This is a genomic window from Asanoa sp. NPDC049475 (assembly GCF_040676915.1).
Taxonomy (GTDB): domain Bacteria; phylum Actinomycetota; class Actinomycetes; order Mycobacteriales; family Micromonosporaceae; genus Asanoa.
Map to the genome: position 1 here is coordinate 62,486 of NZ_JBFAPY010000007.1, position 19,600 is coordinate 82,085.

The 19,600-nt window shown below is 71.1% G+C and carries 21 protein-coding genes and 1 pseudogene; 5 read left to right on the plus strand and 17 right to left on the minus strand.

Going from position 1 to position 19,600, the window contains the following annotated elements; all coding sequences use genetic code 11:
* Positions 1 to 56 precede the first annotated feature (56 nt).
* The 9 genes from AB0J88_RS27575 to AB0J88_RS27615 form a co-directional block, all read right to left on the minus strand.
* Positions 57 to 1,196 carry an acyl-CoA dehydrogenase family protein gene (locus AB0J88_RS27575; RefSeq protein WP_364350798.1) on the minus strand — a complete coding sequence of 380 codons (1,140 nt, stop codon included), beginning with the start codon at positions 1,194 to 1,196 and terminating at the stop codon, positions 57 to 59.
* Positions 1,197 to 1,213: 17 nt separating this feature from the next.
* Positions 1,214 to 2,743: an acyl-CoA carboxylase subunit beta gene (locus tag AB0J88_RS27580; RefSeq protein WP_364350795.1), complete on the minus strand. Its 1,530-nt coding sequence runs from the start codon at positions 2,741 to 2,743 to the stop codon at positions 1,214 to 1,216.
* Positions 2,744 to 2,859: 116 nt separating this feature from the next.
* Positions 2,860 to 4,335, minus strand: coding sequence for a chaplin family protein (locus AB0J88_RS27585; RefSeq protein WP_364350792.1), 1,476 nt, complete (start codon positions 4,333 to 4,335; stop codon positions 2,860 to 2,862).
* Positions 4,336 to 4,627: 292 nt separating this feature from the next.
* A complete protein-coding gene (locus AB0J88_RS27590) occupies positions 4,628 to 5,818 on the minus strand; it encodes a hypothetical protein (protein WP_364350789.1) in 1,191 nt (396 codons plus the stop codon).
* Between the two features lie 140 nt (positions 5,819 to 5,958).
* Positions 5,959 to 7,296: a biotin carboxylase N-terminal domain-containing protein gene (locus tag AB0J88_RS27595; protein ID WP_364350786.1), complete on the minus strand. Its 1,338-nt coding sequence runs from the start codon at positions 7,294 to 7,296 to the stop codon at positions 5,959 to 5,961.
* Between the two features lie 77 nt (positions 7,297 to 7,373).
* On the minus strand, positions 7,374 to 7,907 hold the full coding sequence (locus AB0J88_RS27600; protein WP_364351048.1) for a helix-turn-helix domain-containing protein: 534 nt from the start codon (positions 7,905 to 7,907) through the stop codon (positions 7,374 to 7,376).
* Positions 7,908 to 8,153: 246 nt separating this feature from the next.
* Complete coding sequence (locus AB0J88_RS27605) at positions 8,154 to 9,062, minus strand: sulfurtransferase (protein ID WP_364350784.1); 909 nt, start codon at positions 9,060 to 9,062, stop codon at positions 8,154 to 8,156.
* A gap of 25 nt (positions 9,063 to 9,087) precedes the next feature.
* A complete protein-coding gene (locus AB0J88_RS27610; RefSeq protein ID WP_364350781.1) occupies positions 9,088 to 10,359 on the minus strand; it encodes an aminotransferase class V-fold PLP-dependent enzyme in 1,272 nt (423 codons plus the stop codon).
* Positions 10,360 to 10,394: 35 nt separating this feature from the next.
* On the minus strand, positions 10,395 to 11,165 hold the full coding sequence (locus tag AB0J88_RS27615) for an SGNH/GDSL hydrolase family protein (RefSeq protein ID WP_364350778.1): 771 nt from the start codon (positions 11,163 to 11,165) through the stop codon (positions 10,395 to 10,397).
* Between the two features lie 108 nt (positions 11,166 to 11,273).
* Between AB0J88_RS27615 and AB0J88_RS27620 the strand changes: the two genes are divergently transcribed.
* The 4 genes from AB0J88_RS27620 to AB0J88_RS27635 are packed head-to-tail and all read left to right on the plus strand — an operon-like array spanning position 11,274 to position 14,578.
* Complete coding sequence (locus tag AB0J88_RS27620) at positions 11,274 to 13,040, plus strand: proline--tRNA ligase (protein WP_364350775.1); 1,767 nt, start codon at positions 11,274 to 11,276, stop codon at positions 13,038 to 13,040.
* A gap of 46 nt (positions 13,041 to 13,086) precedes the next feature.
* The gene (locus tag AB0J88_RS27625; RefSeq protein ID WP_364350772.1) at positions 13,087 to 13,491 is read left to right on the plus strand and encodes a CBS domain-containing protein; all 405 of its coding nucleotides are present in this window, start codon (positions 13,087 to 13,089) and stop codon (positions 13,489 to 13,491) included.
* Positions 13,492 to 13,500: 9 nt separating this feature from the next.
* Complete coding sequence (locus AB0J88_RS27630; RefSeq protein ID WP_364350769.1) at positions 13,501 to 13,920, plus strand: SufE family protein; 420 nt, start codon at positions 13,501 to 13,503, stop codon at positions 13,918 to 13,920.
* A 19-nt stretch (positions 13,921 to 13,939) separates the two neighbouring features.
* A complete protein-coding gene (locus tag AB0J88_RS27635) occupies positions 13,940 to 14,578 on the plus strand; it encodes a DsbA family oxidoreductase (protein WP_364350766.1) in 639 nt (212 codons plus the stop codon).
* A 29-nt stretch (positions 14,579 to 14,607) separates the two neighbouring features.
* Here the strand turns inward: AB0J88_RS27635 and AB0J88_RS27640 are convergent, their stop codons facing one another.
* From AB0J88_RS27640 to AB0J88_RS27665, 6 genes and pseudogenes are all read right to left on the minus strand, one after another.
* On the minus strand, positions 14,608 to 15,150 hold the full coding sequence (locus AB0J88_RS27640) for a YbaK/EbsC family protein (protein WP_364350764.1): 543 nt from the start codon (positions 15,148 to 15,150) through the stop codon (positions 14,608 to 14,610).
* Positions 15,150 to 15,383 (minus strand): hypothetical protein, encoded by a 234-nt coding sequence (locus AB0J88_RS27645; RefSeq protein ID WP_364350761.1) that lies wholly within the window; start codon positions 15,381 to 15,383, stop codon positions 15,150 to 15,152. Before AB0J88_RS27645 ends, AB0J88_RS27640 begins: the two co-directional genes overlap by 1 nt.
* 4 nt (positions 15,384 to 15,387) lie before the next feature.
* Positions 15,388 to 15,555: a hypothetical protein gene (locus AB0J88_RS27650; RefSeq protein WP_364350758.1), complete on the minus strand. Its 168-nt coding sequence runs from the start codon at positions 15,553 to 15,555 to the stop codon at positions 15,388 to 15,390.
* Between the two features lie 104 nt (positions 15,556 to 15,659).
* Complete coding sequence (locus AB0J88_RS27655; protein WP_364350755.1) at positions 15,660 to 16,172, minus strand: SDR family NAD(P)-dependent oxidoreductase; 513 nt, start codon at positions 16,170 to 16,172, stop codon at positions 15,660 to 15,662.
* Between the two features lie 67 nt (positions 16,173 to 16,239).
* Positions 16,240 to 16,503, minus strand: a pseudogene (locus tag AB0J88_RS27660) (SDR family NAD(P)-dependent oxidoreductase); the annotation flags it as partial.
* A complete protein-coding gene (locus AB0J88_RS27665; RefSeq protein ID WP_364350752.1) occupies positions 16,500 to 16,826 on the minus strand; it encodes a nuclear transport factor 2 family protein in 327 nt (108 codons plus the stop codon). The gene AB0J88_RS27665 and the pseudogene AB0J88_RS27660, both read right to left, overlap by 4 nt.
* 78 nt (positions 16,827 to 16,904) lie before the next feature.
* On the opposite strand from AB0J88_RS27665, the gene AB0J88_RS27670 reads away from it, so the two are divergent.
* A complete protein-coding gene (locus tag AB0J88_RS27670) occupies positions 16,905 to 17,717 on the plus strand; it encodes a MerR family transcriptional regulator (RefSeq protein ID WP_364350749.1) in 813 nt (270 codons plus the stop codon).
* On the opposite strand, the gene AB0J88_RS27675 is transcribed toward AB0J88_RS27670, so the two are convergent.
* Together AB0J88_RS27675 and AB0J88_RS27680 are read right to left on the minus strand one after the other, a co-directional pair.
* Positions 17,704 to 18,942 carry a HAMP domain-containing sensor histidine kinase gene (locus tag AB0J88_RS27675; protein WP_364350746.1) on the minus strand — a complete coding sequence of 413 codons (1,239 nt, stop codon included), beginning with the start codon at positions 18,940 to 18,942 and terminating at the stop codon, positions 17,704 to 17,706. The two genes, AB0J88_RS27670 and AB0J88_RS27675, sit on opposite strands and share 14 nt — an antisense overlap.
* Positions 18,939 to 19,595: a response regulator transcription factor gene (locus AB0J88_RS27680; RefSeq protein ID WP_364350743.1), complete on the minus strand. Its 657-nt coding sequence runs from the start codon at positions 19,593 to 19,595 to the stop codon at positions 18,939 to 18,941. Before AB0J88_RS27680 ends, AB0J88_RS27675 begins: the two co-directional genes overlap by 4 nt.
* Between the last annotated feature and the right edge of the window lie 5 nt (positions 19,596 to 19,600).

Consider the following 19,600-nt stretch of genomic DNA (forward strand, 5'->3'; position numbering starts at 1 on the left):
TCGAATTCCCGGGCGCTACCAGGCGTTCGGCCGGGTTCTAGGTCGGATATCCGCGCCTACAACCCGAGGTCTCGGGCGATGACCATCCGCTGGATCTCGGAGGTGCCCTCGCCGATCTCCAGGATCTTGGAGTCGCGCCAGAAGCGGGCTACGGGGAACTCGTTCATGAAGCCGTAGCCGCCGTGGATCTGGGTGGCGTCTCGGGCGTTGTCCACCGCGCTCTCGCTCGCGTAGAGCTTCGCGATCGCTGCCTGCCGTTTGAAGTCGCGGCCAGCCAGCATTTCGGCCGCAGCGTCGTGATAGGCCAGGCGGCCCAGGTGGGCGCGCTTCTCCATGTCCGCGATCTTGAATTGGATCGCCTGGAAGCCCGCGATCGGCTGGCCGAAGGCGTGGCGTTCCTTGGCGTAGCGAACCGACTCGTCGACGCAGCCCTGCGCCAGGCCGACAGCCAGCGCCGCGATCGCGATGCGGCCCTCGTCGAGGATGCGCAGGAACTGGGCGAAGCCCCGGCCCCGCTCGCCGAGCAGGTTCGAGGCCGGCACGCGTACGTCTTCGAACGTGAGCTCATGGGTGTCGGAGGCGCACCAGCCGACCTTCGAATAGCCCGGCGCCACCGTGAAGCCCGGCGTGCCAGACGGCACGATGATGGCCGACAGTTCCTTGCTGCCATCCGGGCGCGTGCCGGTCACCGCCGTCACAGTGACGAACGACGTGATGTCGGTGCCCGAGTTGGTGATGAAGGCCTTCGCCCCGTTGATCACCCACTCGTCGCCGTCGAGGACGGCGCGGGTGGCGGTGCCGCCGGCGTCGCTGCCGAAGCCCGGCTCGGTCAGGCCGAAACCGGCCAGCGCCTCGCCACGCAGCAGCGGCGGGAGCCAGCGGCGCTTCTGCTCCTCGGTGCCGAACCGGTAGATCGGCATCGCGCCGAGCGAGACCGCGGCCTCCAGCGTGATGGCCACGCTCGAGTCGACCCGGGCCAGCTCTTCGAGGGCCAGGCAGAGGGCGAAGTAGTCGCCGCCCATGCCGCCGTGTTCCTCCGCGAACGGCAGGCCGAACAGGCCCATCTTGCCCATCGCCGCGACGACGTCGTACGGGAACGTGTGGTTGTCGTAGTGCTTCGCGATGACGGGCGCGACGACGTCGTTGGCGAACTCGCGGACGCTTTCCCGCAGCGCCTCGTGCTCTTCGTTGAGCATGGCGGGGCTCCTTGTGGTTAGACGGGTGTCACGCCGTGGCGACGGCGGGAGAAGTGGCGGTCCTTGCCGCGGGCGGCGGCATAGCGGGCGACGAGCTCGGCCCGCAGCAGCTCGGGCGGCACGATCGCGTCGATCACGAGCTCGCTCGCGAGGTGGACGATGTCGATGTCGCGCTCGTACGCCTCGCGCCGCTCGCTGACGAAGGCGGCCCGCGCCTCCGGGTCCTCGATGGCGGCGATCTTGTTGGCGTAGACCGCGTTGACGGCGGCCTCGGCGCCCATCACAGCGATCTTCGCGGTTGGCAGGGCGATCGTCGCGTCGGGCATGAAGCCGGGGCCGGCCATCGCGTAGAGGCCGGCGCCGTACGCCTTGCGCACGACCACGCAGATCTTCGGCACGGTGGCCTCGGATATCGCGGTGATCATCTTGGCGCCGTGCCGGATGATCCCCTGCTTCTCCACGGCGGTGCCGACCATGAAGCCGGGCACGTCGGAGAGGAAGAGCAGCGGCACGTTGAAGGCGTCGCAAAGCTGGACGAACCTGGTGGCCTTGTCGGCGGAGTCGACGAACAGCACCCCGCCCTTGAACATCGAGTTGTTGGCCACGACGCCGACCACCTGGCCGTCGAGGCGGCCGAACCCGATCGTGAGCTCCTTGGCCCAGAGCGCCTGGATCTCGAAGAACGTGCCCTCGTCGAGCAGACCCTTGGCGAACTTGCGCATGTCGAACGCCTGCCGCTCGTTGGGCGGCACCATCGAGGCGAGGTCGGTCGCGGGCGCGGCCACCGGCGCGAGAGCCGGCGGCTGCTCGGTGTAGTTGGCCGGCAGGTAGGAGAGATAGCGGCGGACCGTGTCGAGCGCCTCGTCCTCGGTCTTGCACAGGAAGTGGCCGACCCCGGACTCGCGGGTGTGCACCGCGGCGCCGCCCATCGCCTCCAGCGTGGTCTTCTCGCCGGTGACCATCTCGACCATGCGGTCGGAACCGAGGTACATGCTGGCGTTGCCGTCGACCATCGCGACCACGTCACAGAACGCGGGGATGTAGGCGCCACCGGCCGCTGACGGCCCGAACAGCGCGCAGACCTGCGGGATCGAGCCGGATGCCCGGACCTGGTTCCAGAAGATGTGCCCGGCGCCGCGCCGACCGGGGAAGAGGTCGACCTGGTCGGTGATCCGCGCGCCGGCCGAGTCGACGAGGTAGACCATCGGCAGACCGGACTGGTAGGCGCGCTCGATGATCCGGATGATCTTCTCGACGGTGCGCGCGCCCCAGGAGCCCGCCTTCACCGTCGAGTCGTTGGCCATCAGGCAGACGCGGCGGCCGTCGATGGTCGCCTGGCCGGTGATCACGCCGTCGGCCGGCAGGCCCTCGGCGAGGGCGTTGGCGTAGAGCCCGTCCTCGACGAACGAGCCCTCGTCGACCAGGTGGGCCACGCGCTCGCGGGCGAACATCTTGCCCTTGGCGGCGTTGGCCGCGTGGTAGCGCTCCGCGCCACCGGCCCGGACCCGCTTGCCGAGCTGCTCGAGCTCTTCGTCGTCGAGTGCCACACCGACCCCTTCGCCAACGCGACTGAACTATCGTTAAGGTACTACATCCGAATACGAAAGGGCCCCCGCAGGTCGCGGGGGCCCTTTTTCGTGCGGTAATGCGGTGGTGCGGTGGATCAGCTGAGGGCGAGCGCCCCGCCCACGCTCTGCGCGAAGGCGACGCCACCGGCGGCCGAGATGGCGTTGCCGCTGATGTCGATCGGCGCCTGGATCGGCGCGTACGCCTGGGTGCCGTTGGCGATGCCGAAGTTCCCGGTGGTGATCACGTTGGTCCCACCGTTGGAGGCAACGGAGCCACCACGCGAACCGTGCTGGTCGTGCTTGCCGTGCTGGTCGTGCTTGCCGTGCTTGCCGTGCTTGCCGTGGCCGCGGTCGTCATCGTCGTCGTAGTCGTCACCCTCGGTGCCGGCCGAGCGGGCGCCCGGCGCGTCGGCCATCTTCGGGGCAGCGGCGGCCGGAGCGGCACTCTGCCCCAGCTGCCCGACGACCGGCAGGCCGGCCACAACGGGGAGCGAGCCGATGACCGGCAGCGCCTCGTCGCGGACACCCTCGGCACGAGCGCTCTCGCCGAGGGCGATCGCGCCACCGTCGCACTCCGCGAACGCGACCGCGGCGATGCCCGCGATCGAGTTGCCGCAGATGTCGATCGGGGCCTGGATCGGCGCGTACACCTGGGTGCCGTTGCCGATGCCGTAGTTGCCGGCCGTGATGACGTCGGCTTCCTCGCGGGCGCTCTCGCCGAGGGCGATCGCGCCACCGTCGCAAGCCGCGAACGCGACACCGGCGGCGGCGGCGATGCCGTTGCCGCAGATGCTGATCGGCGCCTGGATCGGCGCGTACACCTGGGTGCCGTTGCCGATGCCGAAGTTGTTGCCCGTGTAGACCAGGGTGCCTTCGTCGCCGCGGTTGCCCCGGCCGTCGTAGTCGCCGCCCTCGACGCGGGCGCTCTCCTGGACCGCGGCCGCGCCGCCGTCGCACGCCGCGAAGCCGACGCCACCGACCAGCGGGATCGAGTTGCCGCAGATGCTGATCGGCAGCTGGATCGGCGCGTAGACCTGGGTGCCGTTCAGGATCCCGTAGTTGCCCGACGAGATGACGTTGGTCGCCGCGTCGTCGAAAGCACCCCGGTTCTTCTTGTGCTTGCCCTTGCCCTCGGCCATCGCGACGGCCTCGTCGGCGGCGTCGTGGTGGCTCTTGCGGTAGCCACCGTCGTTGTCGTCGCTCTCGCCATTGCCGCTGACGGCCAGGGCGCCACCGTCACACGCGGCGAATGCCACGCCCGCCGCGGCCGCGATGCCGTTGCCGCAGACGTCGATGGGGGCCTGGATCGGCGCGAACACCTGGGTGCCGTTGCCGATGCCGAAGTTGTTCGACGAGATGAGGTTGCCGCCGCCGCCGTTGACCGCGGCCGCGCCGCCGTCACACGCCGCGAACGCGACGCCACCCGCGCCGGCCACGCCGTTGCCGCAGATGCTGATCGGGGCCTGGATCGGCGCGAACACCTGGGTGCCGTTGCCGATGCCGAAGTTGCCGTTGCTGATGACGTCGGCCGAAGCCGCCGTCTGAGTGATGAGCAGACCACCAGCCGCCATGACGCCAACGCTGATGGACTTGCGAACCCAAGTCTTCATTGGGTGAAGTGACCTTTCAATAATGTCAGTAAGAGGGTGTTGCCGTGGTGTCGCTGTCCGGGCGCGACGGTGCCGTGAGGTGCCCTGACTCCGCCTGTCGACATGCGCCCAGGTTGTGGTTCGTGATGTCCGGCCAGGGGTTCGCCGCTAGTGCGAGCGGTCATCGGAATCCCTGGTCTGCCGCGCTACGCGGGCCGGGTGGCCCGGTGGGGCTGGTCGGCTCCTGCCCGTCGCCGGTGCAGGTCCTTCATCACTAGTCAGGTGAGACGGTCGGTTCCTCGGCGTCACGCCGCGGTACCACTGTGTCGGCCGATTTCGGCAGCAGCTGGTAGGCCAGCATGCTGTCCGCGACCGACGAGGGAACGGTGGCGAACGCACCACCGCCCATCGGTGAACCCGCCAGGCTGGCCGGGGTCCCCGAAGCGCTGCCCTCGCCCCGTGTGGGCACGGGATACGGCAGGCTGGGCGCATCGCCCTTGGTCCGGGACGACACGGCCTCGACCGTGCGTTCCGGCCGGCCGGCATGCTGCCGGACGGTGCTCGTCTCGGTGTGAGCGGCCCGGAGTGCGGCCGGTGTGGCCGGACCCGGAGCGGTCGTGCCGGTCGTGCCGGTCGTGCCGGATGACACGCCTGCGTGCACGCCGACGAAACCGTTGGGCGTGACAACCGAGGTTGGCCGGCCACGGGGGCCGGGCAAGGTGCCGGTCACCGTCCTGGCCACCACACCGACCGTGCCGAACAACGGCACCACGGCGAACCGCAGCATCGAGGTCATCGGACGGAGGAACGCGGTGACCGGCGCGAGCGCCGGCAGGGCGACCTGAGCCACCGGGGTAAGCAGGGCGCCCGGGACGGTCAGCGCACGGGTGACCCCGAGCGGAGCGACCAGTCCGATGCCGGCCAACCCGCTGACGCGGGGTTCCGGCCGGTCCGCCGAACGGTTCGGCGACCCGTCAGGGACGCCGGCGCGGTCGGCCGTACGGACGGCGGCCTGATCCGGCGCGAGAGCCGGGGACGCGTCCGCGATGATGGAGCGCTTCGCCGTCGTACTGGGTGCGACAACGGCGACGGCGGGATCGGAACTCACCCGCCGCACGGCGGCCCGGCCGGTCGGCACCGGCTGCTCGATGGGCGCGTGTGCGATCACCGGTGCGACAGAGCCGGGCGTCGTCGCTGACGCCATGGATCCGTGCGCCGGGGCCAACGCTCCCCCGAGCAGGCCTGTTGCCGTGCTCAACACCGGCTTCGCGGCTTCCAGCACGCCGCCCAGCGGCTCGAGGACGGACCCCGTGCCGCGGTCGGCGGGCGGCTCCGCGGCGGCGGCCGAAGCCGCCGATGCGGAGAGCAGCCAGGCCGCCCCCGCGAGACCGCCGACGACGAGCGTGCGAGCCAGGACCCGGCGCGAAGCCTGGCGCTTTACGCGCTCGACTCCCGACCGAATCATGGTCCCGCCTTCCCGCTCGCCGTTCGTTAGCGGTGGCGGTCCGGCCTGATTTGACCGGTTATGACCGCCACTGCCTTAGGTAACGAACTGGCCTGAACGGGGTCACGCAGGTGAATGGGAAAAAATGGTCATCTAGCTACTTATCGCATGCGTGCCACGATGCCCGTGTCGTAGTCGCCGGAACGGAACTCGGCGTTGTCCAGGAGCTCCGCGAAGAACGGCAGGTTCTGCTTAGGACCCTCGATCTCGAACGCGGCGACCGCGGCCCTGGCCCGTTCGAGCGCCTGTGCCCGGTCGTCGCCATACACAACGAGCTTGGCCATCAATGAGTCGTAGAACGGAGTCACCATCGTCCCTGCGGCGTACCCCGAGTCGACCCGGACACCCTCGCCGGTCGGCTCCACCCACGTCGTGACCGCGCCCGGGCCGGGCAGGAACCGCTTCGGGTCCTCGGCATTGATCCGCAGCTCGATCGCGTGCCCGCGGGCCTCCAGGCCCGCCGCGTCGAACGCCGGTGGCAGGCCGGAAGCCACCCGCAGCTGCTCCTCGACGAGGTCGACGCCGTAGACGAGCTCGGTCACGGGATGCTCGACCTGCAGCCGGGTGTTCATCTCCAAGAAGAAGAACTCCCCCGTCGCGGGCTCCAGCAGGCACTCGACGGTGCCGGCGTTGCGGTAGCCGACCGCCTCGCCGGCCCGCACGGCGGCCGCCAGCAGCCGGGTGCGCAGCTCCGGGGAGACCGCGGGCGAAGGCGACTCCTCGGCCAGCTTCTGGTTGCGGCGCTGCACCGAGCACTCCCGCTCGCCGAGCGCGACGACGGTGCCGTCGGCCAGGCCCAGGATCTGCACTTCGACATGGCGTACGCGGGGGAAGTAACGCTCGATCAGCACGGACCCGTCGCCGAACATCCGCTCGGCGAACGTGCGGACCTTGTCGTACTCGTTGCGCAGTGCGGTCTCGTCGGCGGCGACACCCATGCCCATGCCGCCGCCACCCGCTGCGGCCTTCACCATCACCGGGTAGCCGATCGCGGCGGCCTCCTCGACCGCGGCGTCCACCGAGGCGGCCGGGTCGGTGGTGCCGGGTGCCACCGGCACGCCGGCGGCCGCCATCAGGTTGCGCGCGTTGATCTTGTCGCCCATCGCGCTGATCGCCTCAGGGCTGGGACCGACCCAGACCAGCCCGGCCGCCTGGACCGCGCGGGCGAACTCGGCGTTCTCCGAGAGGAAGCCGTAGCCGGGGTGCACCGCCTGCGCGCCGGTGGTCTTCGCGGCGGCGAGGAGAGCCTCGACGTTGCGGTAGCTCTGGGCCACGTTGGCCGGCCCGATCAGCACCGCCTCGTCGGCTTCCTTCACGAACGGGAGGTCCGCGTCGGCTTCGGAGTAGACGGCGATCGTGCGCACGCCGAGCCGGCGCGCGGTGCGGATCACCCGGCGGGCGATCTCACCCCGGTTGGCGACCAGCAGAGACTCGATCATCAGGACTCCCCTCTCGGCGCGGGCGACGATGCCCGCCAACCATGTTTACCTGAGGGGTCGTTCAGTGCGTGGGCGGGTCAGGATGTCGGCCGCAAGGCGGCCATCGTCGCGGCCCGGAGCAGCTCGGCGAGCCGGTCGCGATCGACCTCTCCACCCAGGAACGGGGTGGAGTTCATCAGGCCGAAGGCGGCATGCGCCAGAGCCCGCGCCTCGGGTGCGGCGAGGTCGGGACGGATCCGCAGCAACACGTTCACCCACTCTTCGACATAGAGCCGCTGGAGTCGGCGGATCTGGCGGCGCGGGTCTTCCGGCAGCCGGTCGAGCTCGTGCAGGTGCAGGGCGATCACGGCGGGGTTGGCCAGGGCGAAGTCGACGTGGAACTCGACCAGTGACGCGAGGGCCGTCTCGCCCGGGTGCCGTGCGACCCGCTCGCGGCCGCCGACCAGCAGCCCCTCGCTGACCGGGATCAGCGCGGCCACCAGCATGGCTTCCTTGCCGGCGAAGTGGTGGTAGAGCGCGGGGCCGGTGACCCCGGCCGCCGACCCGATGTCGTCCATGGAGACGCCGTGATAGCCGCGGGCGGCGAACAGGCCGACCGCGATCTCGAGGATCTCCTCACGCCGCGACCGGCGCTTGGGCGGTGTGGACGCGGCTGGATGCCGGGGGTCCTGCGCCGCCGCGAGGCTGCCGCCTCGCGACGCCTTCCGGTCGCTCGGGGCGGGGTCCGCTTGTTGTTCCAGCGTCACGTGGCCAGCCTAGCCAGCTGTCAAGACCAACAAGATGTCGCGATCTTGAACTTGGCCTAGTAATTGGGGGGGTTATGGGGGGCTTTGTCCGGCCGTTGGGCGTGCTGGACGTCACGTTCCGCGTTTGAGGGACCCCGGCTGCTCGCCGCGGGCGATCGGCGACCGCACCAGGTTGCCCCACTCGGTCCACGAGCCGTCGTAGTTGCGCACGTGGGTGAACCCGAGCAGGTGCTGCAACACGAACCAGGTGTGGCTGGAGCGCTCACCGATCCGGCAGTAGGCGATGACGTCGTCCCCTTCGGACAGCCCGAGCTGGTCCTCGTAGATGACGCGCAGCTCGTCGGCCGACTTGAAGGTGCCGTCGTCGTTGGCCGCCGACTTCCACGGCTTGCTGAGCGCACCCGGGATGTGCCCGCCGCGCAACGCGCCCTCTTGTGGGTACGCCTCCATGGCCAGCAGCTTGCCCGTGTATTCGTCCGGCGAGCGCACGTCGACCAGCGGCCGGCCGGCCTGCACGTGGGTCAGCACCTGCTCGCGGAAGGCCCTGATCCGGGCGTCGTCGCGGCGCGGCACCGGATATGGCGTCGGCGGGCGCTGGGTGCGGTCGCGGGTCAGCTCCCGCCCCTCGGCGACCCATTTCTGCCGGCCGCCGTCGAGCAGGCGCACGTCGCGATGGCCGAAAAGCGAGAACACCCAGAGGGCGTACGCCGCCCACCAGTTGAAATTGTCGCCGTAGAAGACCACGGTGTCGTCGCGGCTGATCCCCTTGGCGGCGCACAGCGAGGCGAAGCCCTCCGGGTCGACGTAGTCGCGGCTGACCTCGTCGTTGAGGTCGGTGTGCCAGTCGACCTTGACGGCGCCGGGGATGTGGCCGGACTCGTAGAGCAGCACGTCCTCGTCGGACTCGACGACCACCAAGCCGTCACGGCCGAGGTTCTCCGCCAGCCACTCCGTGGTGACCAGGGACTGCGGGTGGGCGTACGCCTGCAGCCGGGGGTCCGGGTCGTTCGAAACGGGCATAACACCAACGCTATACCCGTAACTCTCACACCAGGCCACGAACGGCGCGCACCGCGGCGTCGACGTGCTCCTCGCTGTTGGCGATGCTCGGACCGAACCGCACGTACGTGGTGCGGTAGGGCGTCGCGCTGGCCACCACCTTGGCCGCCGCGAGCCGGCCCACCGCCTCGTCGACCTGGATGCGACCGATCCGGCAGCAGACGACGCCGGCGGACAGCTCGGGGTCGCGCGGCGTCACGAGCTCGACCCCGCCGATGCCGGCCAGCCCGTCCTTGAGCCGGGTCGCCAGCTCGCGGACCCGGCCGGCGACCCGGCCCCGCCCGATGCTGTCGTGCAGGTCGAACGCCTCGGCCAGGGCCCAGCGGTGCTCGAAGCTGTGGTAGCCACCGGGGGTCGCGGCCGGGCCGGGGGGCGTCAGCGCCTTGCCGGCAGTGAGCCAGGCGGCCAGGCTGCGCCCGTCGAACGACGGCACGCTAGGCGCGAACCTTTCCCAGCCGCGGTCGGAACCCCAGACCAGCCCCGTGCCGCGGGGGCCGTGCAGCCACTTGTGACAGCCGGACACCAGGAAGTCGCAGCCCAGGCTCTCGGGCGTCGCGTCGACGGCGCCGAACCCGTGCACCCCGTCGACGCAGAGCAGCACGTCGCGGCCGGCCAGGGCGTCGGCCATCGCGCGGATCGGCAGCCGCACCCCGGTGCTGGAGTGCACCCACGTCACCGCGACCACCCGGGTACGCGGCCCGACCGCGGCGGTCAGCTTGCCGACGATCTCGTCGACGGACGCCGTGGCCGGGTCGGAGTAGAGCTCGATCTGCCGGACCGGGACCCCGTCGCGCTCGGTGCGCAGCCGCAACGCGTCGTGGGTCGCGTAGAAGTCGTGCTCGGTGGTGAGCACCTCGTCGCCGGCGCCGAGCCGCAGCCCGCCGTAGAGCAGACCGAGCCCGAGTGTCGTGGAGTCGGTGAACGCCACCCGATCGCTCCCGCTGCCCAGGTATTTCATGGCCGCGCCGGCCACCCTGCCCTCGGCCCGCGCCTCGTGTGCGTGCAGATAGCCGATCGGATCGCGGTCGAACCCGGCCCGGTGCTGCTCGATCGCGGCGCGCACACCGGCCGGATGCGGTGCGAAGACGAACGTGGACAGGTGCGCCACGGCCGGGTCGAGAGCGAACTGGGCTCGGACGCTCGCCCAGTCATGCGGGTCGAAATTCGGCTGGGCCGCTGGCTCACCTTCGCAGGCGGCGACGCCCAGGAGACCCACGGCGGTGGCGCCCAGCAGACCTCGGCGGCTCAGCTGTGCCATGCGGGACAGTGAACACCGTCGAGGTCACACCTGGGTCAACCGATCTCGCCGAACGGTGACAACTCCGGGCGTTTGGCCGTGACCAGGTCGCCCGAGGAGCGTCCGGTCAGCCGGCGCTTGACCCATGGCGCGAGATGTCGGCCGGCCCACATCGCGTCGGCCGCGCGGGCCTTTAGCCAGCGCGCCGACGGCAGCCACGCCTGCGGGACCAGCCAGTCCGGATCCGCCTGTACGCCCAACGTGGTCAGCACGTGCCCGGCGACCCGGCGGTGGCCGGCGGCCGACAGGTGCAGCCGGTCCTGGCCCCACATCACGGGGTTGCGGAACTCGTCGTCGGCGAAGAGGTCGATCAGGTGGGCGCCGTAGCGTTCCGCGGTCTCGCCGACGGCGCGGTTGAGGATGGCCGCCCGCGGACCGATGATCCGCTGGCCGGGCAGCCGCGAGGTGACGTCGGCGAACCGGAACACGAGGACGTCGGCGCCGGTCGCCCGCAGTTCGCGGATCACCGAGTCGAACCGGCCCATCAAGGTCTCCGGGTCGAACGAACGGCGCAACACGTCGTTGCCACCGGCCGCGAAGCTGATCAGATCCGGCTTCATCTCCACCGCGACCGGCACCTGCTCGGCGACCACGTTCGGGAACAGCCGCCCACGGATCGCCAGGTTCGCGTAGCGGAAGTCCGGCCGGTCGGCCGCCAACCGCGCCGCGACCAGGTCGGCCCAGCCGCGATAGGTGCCGTCCGGGTAGGGATCGTCCATTCCCTCGGTGAAGCTGTCGCCGACCGCTACGTAACTACCCCAATGCACATGGCGCATTCTGGCACTGACTGCGGGGAACGACACCCATCCGGGTCAGGAACATCACCGCGTCAAACTCGGTCGACTGTCTTTCGGCGCCAGACCTAAGCTGCGCGAATGCTGCTCCGTATGGCCACGTTGTTCCTCCGCACGCTGCGCGAGGACCCGGCCGACGCCGAGGTCGCCAGCCACCGCCTGCTCCTGCGGGCCGGATACATCCGGCGGGCCGCGCCGGGTGGGTTCACCATGCTGCCGCTCGGCAAGCTGGTGCTCGACCGGGTCACCGAGGTGGTCCGGTCCGAGATGGCCGAAGCCGGTGCACAGGAGGTGCAGTTCCCGGCGCTGTTGCCGCGCGAGCCCTACGAGACGAGCGGACGCTGGCTCGAGTACGGCGACGGCATCTTCACCCTGGCCGACCGGCGCGGCGCCGAGTACCTGCTGGCGCCCACCCACGAGGAGATGTTCGCGCTCCTGGTAGGTGACCTGTTCAGCTCCTACCGGGACTTTCCGGTGACGCTCTACCAGGTGCAGACCAAGTTCCGCGACGAGGCGCGGCCGCGGGCTGGGCTGCTGCGCGGCCGCGAGTTCCTGATGAAGGACGCCTACTCGTTCGACCTGGACGACGCCGGCCTCGCCATTTCCTACGCGACCATGCGCGCGGCGTACCAGCGGATCTTCGATCGGCTCGGGATGACGTACACGGTCGTCAAGGCGTCTTCGGGGCTGATGGGCGGTTCGGCGTCCGAGGAGTTCCTAGCCACGGCGCCTTCCGGCGAGGACACCTACGTGGGTTGCGAAGCCTGCGCGTACGCCGCGAACACCGAGGCCGTGGTGACGCCGCCCGCGGAGGCGACCGACCCCGCGGCTCGTCCCGCGGCGACCACGCACGACACCCCGGAGACGCCGACCATCGAGTCGCTGGTCGCGCTGGCCAACGCCCGCGCGCTCGGCGGCCGCACCGACTGGACCGCAGCCGACACCCTCAAGAACGTGGTGGTCACGGTTACCCCGCCGGGTGGGAAAGGCGCCCCGCTGGTGATCGGCGTGCCCGGTGACCGGGAGGTCGACCTCAAGCGCCTCGCCGCCTCCCTCGAGCCCGCCACGGTCGCGATGTTCGACGACTGGGCCGCCCATCCCTCGCTGGTCCGCGGCTACATCGGCCCGCAGGTGCTCTCCGGGCTGGGCATCCGCTACCTCGTGGACCCCCGGGTCGCCGTCGGCACCGCCTGGCTGACCGGTGCCAACTCGACCGGGCGGCACGCGATCGACGTGACGCACGGGCGCGACTTCGTCGCCGACGGCACGATCGAGGCCGCCGAGGTGCGCGCCGGTGACCCCTGCCCGGCCTGCGGCTCGGGCACCCTGATGATGCGCCGGGGCATCGAGATCGGCCACGTCTTCCAACTCGGCCGCCGGTTCACCGACGCGTTCGAGGTCGACGCGCTGGGTGCTGACGGCAAGCCGGTCCGGCCGACGATGGGCTCCTACGGCATCGGCATCTCCCGGGCGGTCGCGGCGATCGCCGAGCAGCACCACGACGAGCGCGGCCTGGTCTGGCCGGCCGCGGTGGCGCCGGTCGACGTGCACGTGGTCGCCGCGGGCAAGGGCGACCAGATCGCGGGTGCGCTCGCGCTCGGCGAGCGGCTGCACCGGCTGGGTCTGCGGGTGCTGGTCGACGACCGCCCCAACGTCTCGCCGGGCGTCAAGTTCACCGACGCGGAACTGATCGGCGTCCCGGTGGCCGTCGTGGTGGGCCGCCGTTTCACTGAGGGATACGTGGAGGTGCGTGACCGGGCGACCGGTGAACGGACAGACGTATCCGTCGAGGAGGTCGCTGACGCGATTGCGACTCGCACGGCGAATTCCGGCGTACCGTCGGCTTAGCTGAGCGAAGGCTGGGAGCGGGCGCGACGGGGAGCGGGGAGGGGCCGTGGCCACTGTGCGAGTTGCGGACGTCATGACCAAGCGGATCGTTTATCTACCGGTGGAGACGCCGCTCGACGAGGCCGCCCGCGCGATGGCCGAAACCGACATCGGTGACGTGGTGGTCACCGACGGAGCCAGCCTGGCGGGCATGGTCACCGACCGCGACATCGTCACCCGGTCCGTCGCGACCAACCGCAAGCCGTCTTCGGTGACTCTTGGCGAGGTGGCGGTGCGCGAGATCGTGATCATCGAGCAGTCGGCCACGCTGAAGGAGGCGGCCGACCTGATGCGGCAGCGATCCGTCCGCCGCGTCCTGGTCGCCGACGCCGACCGCCAGCTCGTGGGCATCATCGCCATGGGTGACCTGGCCCTCATCCACGAGACGGCAGCCACCGCCCAGCCCAACTAAGTTAGACGTATGCCGCCGAAGTTGGCCGAGATCGTCGACGAGTTCCGCTCCGCACCGCGCGACGTGGTGCTGGAGATGCTGCTCGAGTACTCGGACGCCGTGCCGGCGTTGCCGCCCGAGATGGCTGGCCACGCCGGCATGGAGCCCGTGCCCGAATGCCAGACGCCGTTCTTCTTGTCGGCCGTCGTTGCCCCGGACAAGACGGTGACGACCTGGTTCGACTGCCCTCCGGAGGCGCCGACGACGCGCGCCTTCGCCGGCATCCTGGCCGAGGGGCTCTCCGGCGCTAGCGCCGACGAGGTGCTCTCGGTGCCCGACGACCTCTACCAGCAGATGGGCCTGGCCCAGGCGATCAGCCCGCTTCGGGTGCGCGGTGGCGGCGCGATCCTGGCGCGACTCAAGCGGCAGGTGCGGGAACAGATCGCCTGAGTCGCGGGTTGGGGCTGGCGTGGAGATCGAAATCTACGCCGATGTCGTGTGCCCCTGGTGCTACATCGGCAAGCGGCGGCTGGAGAAGGCGCTCGAGTCGTACCCCGGCGAAGTGACCATCCGATACCGGCCGTTCCAGCTCGACCCGTCCCCCGTGCCGGCGCCTATCCCGACCATCGAGGCCCTCGCGCAGAAGTTCGGCGGCCCGGCGCGGGCTCGGCAGATCACCGAGCACACGGCGCAGACCGCGGCCCGCGACGGTCTGGACATCGACTTCTCCCGGTCGCTGGCGGCCAACACCTTCGACGCGCACCGCCTGGTCCAGTTCGCCGACCAGGTCGGCAAGTCGGGCGAGATGGTGGAGGCCCTCTACGAGGCGCACTTCGTCAACGGCGTCGACGTCGGGTCGAACCAGGAGCTCGCGAAGCTAGCCGGCTCGATCGGGCTGGACTCGGACGCCGCGGCCGCTCACCTGGCGTCGGGCGGAGGCGAGGCCGAGGTGCGCGCCGCGCTGGCCGAGGCCCGCGAGCTCGGCATCACCGCGGTGCCGATGTTCGTCTTCGCGGGCAAGTACGGCGTCAGCGGCGCGCAGGAGGCGGACACCCTGCTCCAGGTGCTGGCCGAGGTCGAGCAGCGCGAGGCGGCCTCAGCTAGTTGATCTTCATGTTCCACGTGGAACATGAGCGATCAGCGAGCCAGATCGTCGACCACCTGCGCGTTCGGCAGCAACGCCAGGGCGGCACCCGGCAGCTCGATCTTGCTGTGCCGCACACCCGACCCGATGATCACCCGCGTCGTGCCGGCGACGCGGGCGTCGACGAAGATCGGCCAGACGTCCGGCAACCCGATCGGCGTGATGCCGCCGTACTCCATGCCGGTGAGCGTGACGGCCTCGTCCATCGGGGCAAAGCTGGCCTTGCGGGCGTCGAGCAGCTTCCGCACGATGCCGTTGACGTCGGCGCGCGTGGTGGCGAGCACCAGGCAGGCGGCGTAGCGCACCTCACCGCCGCGCTTGCCGGCCACGATCACGCAGTTGGCCGAGACGTCCAGCCCGACCTCGTACGCCTCGCAGAACGCCGCGGTGTCCGCGAGGTCGGCGTCGATCGGCGCGACCAGGATGTCCTCGACCGGCACGGACGCGTCACCGGGCCAGCGCTCGAGCGCCTCGACAACCGGCTTCGCCAACAGATCGGTCCGGCCAAGCGCCGGCTCAGTCTTGAGCGTTCCCATCACAGCGCCGATCCTCGCACGGTCGGCACCAGCCCGACGTGCCCCTGGCGGGTCCATCCGCCCGATGGGAAGCCGGCGCCCCGGGCTGCCCATTCGCAGGCTCGCACGTCGGCCAGCGCCTCCTCGAAGGTCGCGGTCACAGCTCGAAGGCGGCTGCTGAGAAGCAGGCGGTGTGGCGGCGGGTCCTGGGCCATGGCCGCCAGCACCGCTTGGACGCCCCGCCGCGGGGTCACGTAATTACCGTCCTGGTCGACCATCGCGGCCCGCCTCCTCGACCGGATCACCGCCGAACCGCGCGTAGGCCCTGGTGCGGAACGCCCCCGGCTCGACCGCCAGCACCCCGCTTGCGCCCCGCCTCGGGTCAGCGGGCTGGTTGCCGTCCTGGCCGACCATCGCGGCACGCACACCCGCCAGCATCGGCCCGGTAATCGGCGATCTCTTCCTCGACCCGGAACCCGGCGTCCGCCCTGGTGCGGAACACACCCGGCTCCACCGCCAGCACCTTGGGTCTATCCGCCCGCTGGGAAGTCGGCGCCCCGGGCTGCCTGTTCGGAGGCTCGCACGTCGGCCAGCGCCTCCTCGAAGGTCGCGGTCACCGCATCGAAGGCCGCGCTGCCCAAGACCAGGCGATGTGGCGGCGACTCCTGGGCCATGGCCGCCAACACCGCTCGCACCCCCCGCCGCGGGTCACCGGGCTGGTTGCCGTCCTGGCCGACCATCGCTGCACGTACGCCCTCCAGCATCGGCCGGTAGTCGGCGATCTCCTCCTCGACCGGCTCGCCGGCGAACTCGGAATACGCCCTGGTGCGGAACGCGCCCGGCTCCACCGCCAGCACCTTGATGCCCAGCGGCGCGACTTCGGCGCGGAGCACTTCGGTGATCGCCTCGACCGCGTGCTTGGCCGCGCTGTAGTAACCGAACCCCGTTACCCCCCGCACCCCGGCCACCGACGACATGTTGACCACCCAGCCACTGCGCCGCGCGCGCATCCCGGGGAGGACCGCGCGCAGAACGGTGAGCACCGCGAAGAAAGTTGAGCTCGAGCTGCTGCCGGACGGCCGCGTCGGATGAGCCTTCGACCGACCCGTACCAGCCTCGTCCGGCGTTGTTGACCAGCACGTCGATGCCGCCGAACCGGTCCTCGGCCGCCTTCACGGCCGCTTGTACCGCCGCCTCGTCGGTGACGTCCAGCGGCACCACGAGCGCGCGATCGCCGTGCGCGCTCTCCCACTCACGCAGCTCGTCGATGCGCCGGGCGGTCAGCACCACCCGGTCGCCGGCCTCGAGCGCGGCCTCGGCGTACGCCAGACCGAACCCGCCGGGTGTGCCGCCCGTGACGAACCAGGTCCTCATGGCTCGATCACCAACTCGGACACCGCGGCGCCGCGGAGCGTGAAGCGGTAGTGCAGGTCGACCACCCCGCCGGGGAAGTCCCCTTCGAGCCGCTGCCGCACGTCGACATGCTCGGCGTCGACCTCGGTGGCCCCGGTCAGCTCGGTGGTGAAGGTGTACTCGACGCCCGCTCCGCCGAGCCAGTCCCGGATCTCGTCCGTACCCCGGTAGGTGTGGCCGTCGTCGTGCACCACGGCGTCGACGGTGAAGACCGAGAGCGCCGTCTCGACGTCGCGGGCCTCGTGGGCTTTCAGGTAAGTGGTGATCGTGGCAGGCAGGTTCATGAGTCGACCGTGACCCCTCCCGCGGCGAGAGGGTCAAGTCGTGGACCCTCCCCCTGGGAGAGGGAGCAAACTGGGCCAATGCGCCCAGGATTGACGATCGGCGAGTTCGCCGCACTCACCCACCTGAGCGTGCGCACGCTGCGTCGCTATCACGAGGCCGGGCTGCTGGAGCCCGCCGCGGTGGACCGGTTCACGGGCTACCGCTACTACTCGGCCGAGCAGATCCCGCCCGCCCAGGTCATCCACCGCCTCCGAGAGCTCGACGTGCCGCTGGCCGAGGTCAAGTCGATCCTCGCCACGCAGGATCCGCAGCGGCGCGCCGAGCTGATCACGGCCCACCTCCAACGGCTGGAGGAACAGCTCGACCGCACCCGGTCAGCGGTCGTCTCGTTGCGGCAACTACTGCGACCCGACCCGGCCGAGCTCGACGTCGAACTGCGCTCGGTCCCGGCCCGGACCGTCGCCGCGGTCACCGGCCAGGTCGCCCAGGCAGTCGTCCTCCCCTGGTACGCCGCCGCGATGGCCGAACTGGACGCGGTCTTCCCGCCGCCCGAGCGCACCGGCCCACCCGGCGGCCGCTACGCCAACGAGCTGTTCACCGACGGCGCCGGCACGATGACGGTCTTCCGTCCGGTCCGCGAGCCGCACGCCGTCGGCAGGGTCGAGCCGGTCGAGCTACCCGCGGTGGATCTCGCAGTCGCCGTGCACCGCGGCCCGCACGACGACATCGACGTCACCTACGGCCGGCTCGGCGCCTGGGTGGTCGAACACGCGCTCGCGGTGGACGGCCCTGTCTACGAGACCTACCTGGTCGGCCCCCGCGACACCGATGCGTCCGAGCGGTGGCGCACCGAGATCGGTTGGCCGGTGTTCCGCGTCAACCCTGACTGAGGGGCAGGGTGACGTCGACGACCAGGCCGCCGCCGTCCGGGTTCGGGCGGGCCGAGACCTCGCCGCCGTGCGCGCGGGCGACCGAGCGGACGATCGACAGGCCGAGCCCGGTGCCGCGCGCCGAACCCACGCGGTCGGTCAAGCGCCGGAACGGTTCGAAGAGCCCGGCCACCTCGTACGCCGGGATGACCGGTCCCGTGTTGGTCACCGTCAGCAGCGCCCGGTCGGCCGACGAGCCGGTGGTCACCGTGAGCCGGCCCGCACTGACGTTGTGCCGGATCGCGTTCTCCACCAGGTTCTGTGCGAGCCGTTCGAGCAGCACCGGGTCGCCCGTGGTCGGTGCCGGCGTTCCCGACCGGTCGAACGACAGCCGCGTCGCCCGGGCCTCGCCGGCGAACTGTTCGTGCACCCGGGCCGCCACCTCCGCCAGGTCGACCGGCACCGGGTCCGACACCGCCTGCTCCGAGCGCGCCAACGTCAGCAGCCCGTCGATCAGCCGCTCGTGGCGGGCGTTCACCTCCAGCAGCGTCTCGCCCAGCCGGACCAGCTCCGCCGGCGCGCCCGGCCGGCCCATCGCCACCTCCAGCACGGTGCGGTTCACGGCCAGCGGCGTACGCAGCTCGTGCGACGCGTTCGCCACGAACCTGCGCTGGCCGTCGAACGCCGCGTCCAGCCGGGCCAGCATGTCGTCGAACGTGTCCGCGAGCTCGCGAAGCTCGTCGCGCGGACCGGACAGGCCGATCCGCTCGTGCAGGTTGCGGTCGGCGACCCGCCGCGCCGTCGCGGTGATCTGCGTCAGCGGTCTCAGCGTGCGACCGGCCAGCAGCCACCCCACCCAGAGCCCGACCACCGTGACGATCCCGACGGCGACGCCGCCGCGCGTGATCAGGGAATTGAGCGTGCGCTGGTTGATGTCGTCCTGGAGCCGTTCGGCCAGCTCGAGGTTCGACAGGATCGCGTCGCGCTGGTTCGGTGACAGCTTGCGCGCCTCGATCGCGTCCGCGATCACCTTCTTGTCGATCGCGACGCCGCCGAGCAGGCTCTTCGTGCCAGCCGGCAGCTTCTCGCCGTTCACCTTGTCGAGGATCGCCGTCACGTTGATCTTCTGACGGTCCAGGGTGGCGTCCATCAGCACGTACGTGACGCCCAGCAGTGCGACGCCGGCGATCAGGAACACCAGCCCGTACGCGGCGGTCAGCCGCACTCGCACAGTCAGTCGCCTCATCGGATCTGGTACCCCACTCCCGGCACGGTCAGCACGACCTGCGGTTCGCCGAGCTTGCGTCGCAGCGTCATGACGGTCACCCGCAGCACGTTGGTGAACGGGTCGATGTGCTCGTCCCAGGCGCGCTCCAGCAACTGCTCGGCGCTGACCACCGCGCCGTCGGCCCGCAGCAGTTCCTCCAGCACGGCGAACTCCTTGCGGGACAGCGCCAGCGGCCGGCCGTCCCGGGTCACCGTGCGGCGGCCCGGGTCGAGCTCCAGGCCGGACCGGTCGAGCAGCGGCGGTGCGGCCGGACGAGCCCGACGGCCGAGCGCCCGCACCCGGGCCACGAGCTCCACGAACGCGAACGGCTTCGGCAGGTAGTCGTCCGCGCCCAACCCGAGGCCGGCCACCCGGTCGGCGACGTCGACGGCCGCGGTCAGCATCAGCACCCGGGTCTCGGCGCCCGACGCGACCACCGCCCGGCACACGTCGTCGCCGTGCACGATCGGCAGGTCCCGGTCGAGCACCAGCACGTCGTAGTCGTTGACGCCCAGCCGCTCGAGCGCCGCGTCACCGTCGTAGACGACGTCGACGGCCAGCGCCTCCCGGCGCAGTCCCTCGCCGACCGCGTCGGCCAACAACCGCTCGTCCTCCACCACCAGCACCCGCACCCCGC

Bases quoted from the DNA above. Each gene is read 5' to 3' on its own strand.
- AB0J88_RS27575 (WP_364350798.1), bottom strand. From the start codon at position 1,196: ATGCTCAACGAAGAGCACGAGGCGCTGCGGGAAAGCGTCCGCGAGTTC.
- AB0J88_RS27585 (WP_364350792.1), bottom strand. From the start codon at position 4,335: ATGGCGGCTGGTGGTCTGCTCATCACTCAGACGGCGGCTTCGGCCGAC.
- AB0J88_RS27590 (WP_364350789.1), bottom strand. From the start codon at position 5,818: ATGATTCGGTCGGGAGTCGAGCGCGTAAAGCGCCAGGCTTCGCGCCGG.
- AB0J88_RS27595 (WP_364350786.1), bottom strand. From the start codon at position 7,296: ATGATCGAGTCTCTGCTGGTCGCCAACCGGGGTGAGATCGCCCGCCGG.
- AB0J88_RS27605 (WP_364350784.1), bottom strand. From the start codon at position 9,062: ATGCCCGTTTCGAACGACCCGGACCCCCGGCTGCAGGCGTACGCCCAC.
- AB0J88_RS27610 (WP_364350781.1), bottom strand. From the start codon at position 10,359: ATGGCACAGCTGAGCCGCCGAGGTCTGCTGGGCGCCACCGCCGTGGGT.
- AB0J88_RS27620 (WP_364350775.1), top strand. From the start codon at position 11,274: ATGCTGCTCCGTATGGCCACGTTGTTCCTCCGCACGCTGCGCGAGGAC.
- AB0J88_RS27630 (WP_364350769.1), top strand. From the start codon at position 13,501: ATGCCGCCGAAGTTGGCCGAGATCGTCGACGAGTTCCGCTCCGCACCG.
- AB0J88_RS27640 (WP_364350764.1), bottom strand. From the start codon at position 15,150: ATGGGAACGCTCAAGACTGAGCCGGCGCTTGGCCGGACCGATCTGTTG.
- AB0J88_RS27665 (WP_364350752.1), bottom strand. From the start codon at position 16,826: ATGAACCTGCCTGCCACGATCACCACTTACCTGAAAGCCCACGAGGCC.
- AB0J88_RS27670 (WP_364350749.1), top strand. From the start codon at position 16,905: ATGCGCCCAGGATTGACGATCGGCGAGTTCGCCGCACTCACCCACCTG.
- AB0J88_RS27675 (WP_364350746.1), bottom strand. From the start codon at position 18,942: ATGAGGCGACTGACTGTGCGAGTGCGGCTGACCGCCGCGTACGGGCTG.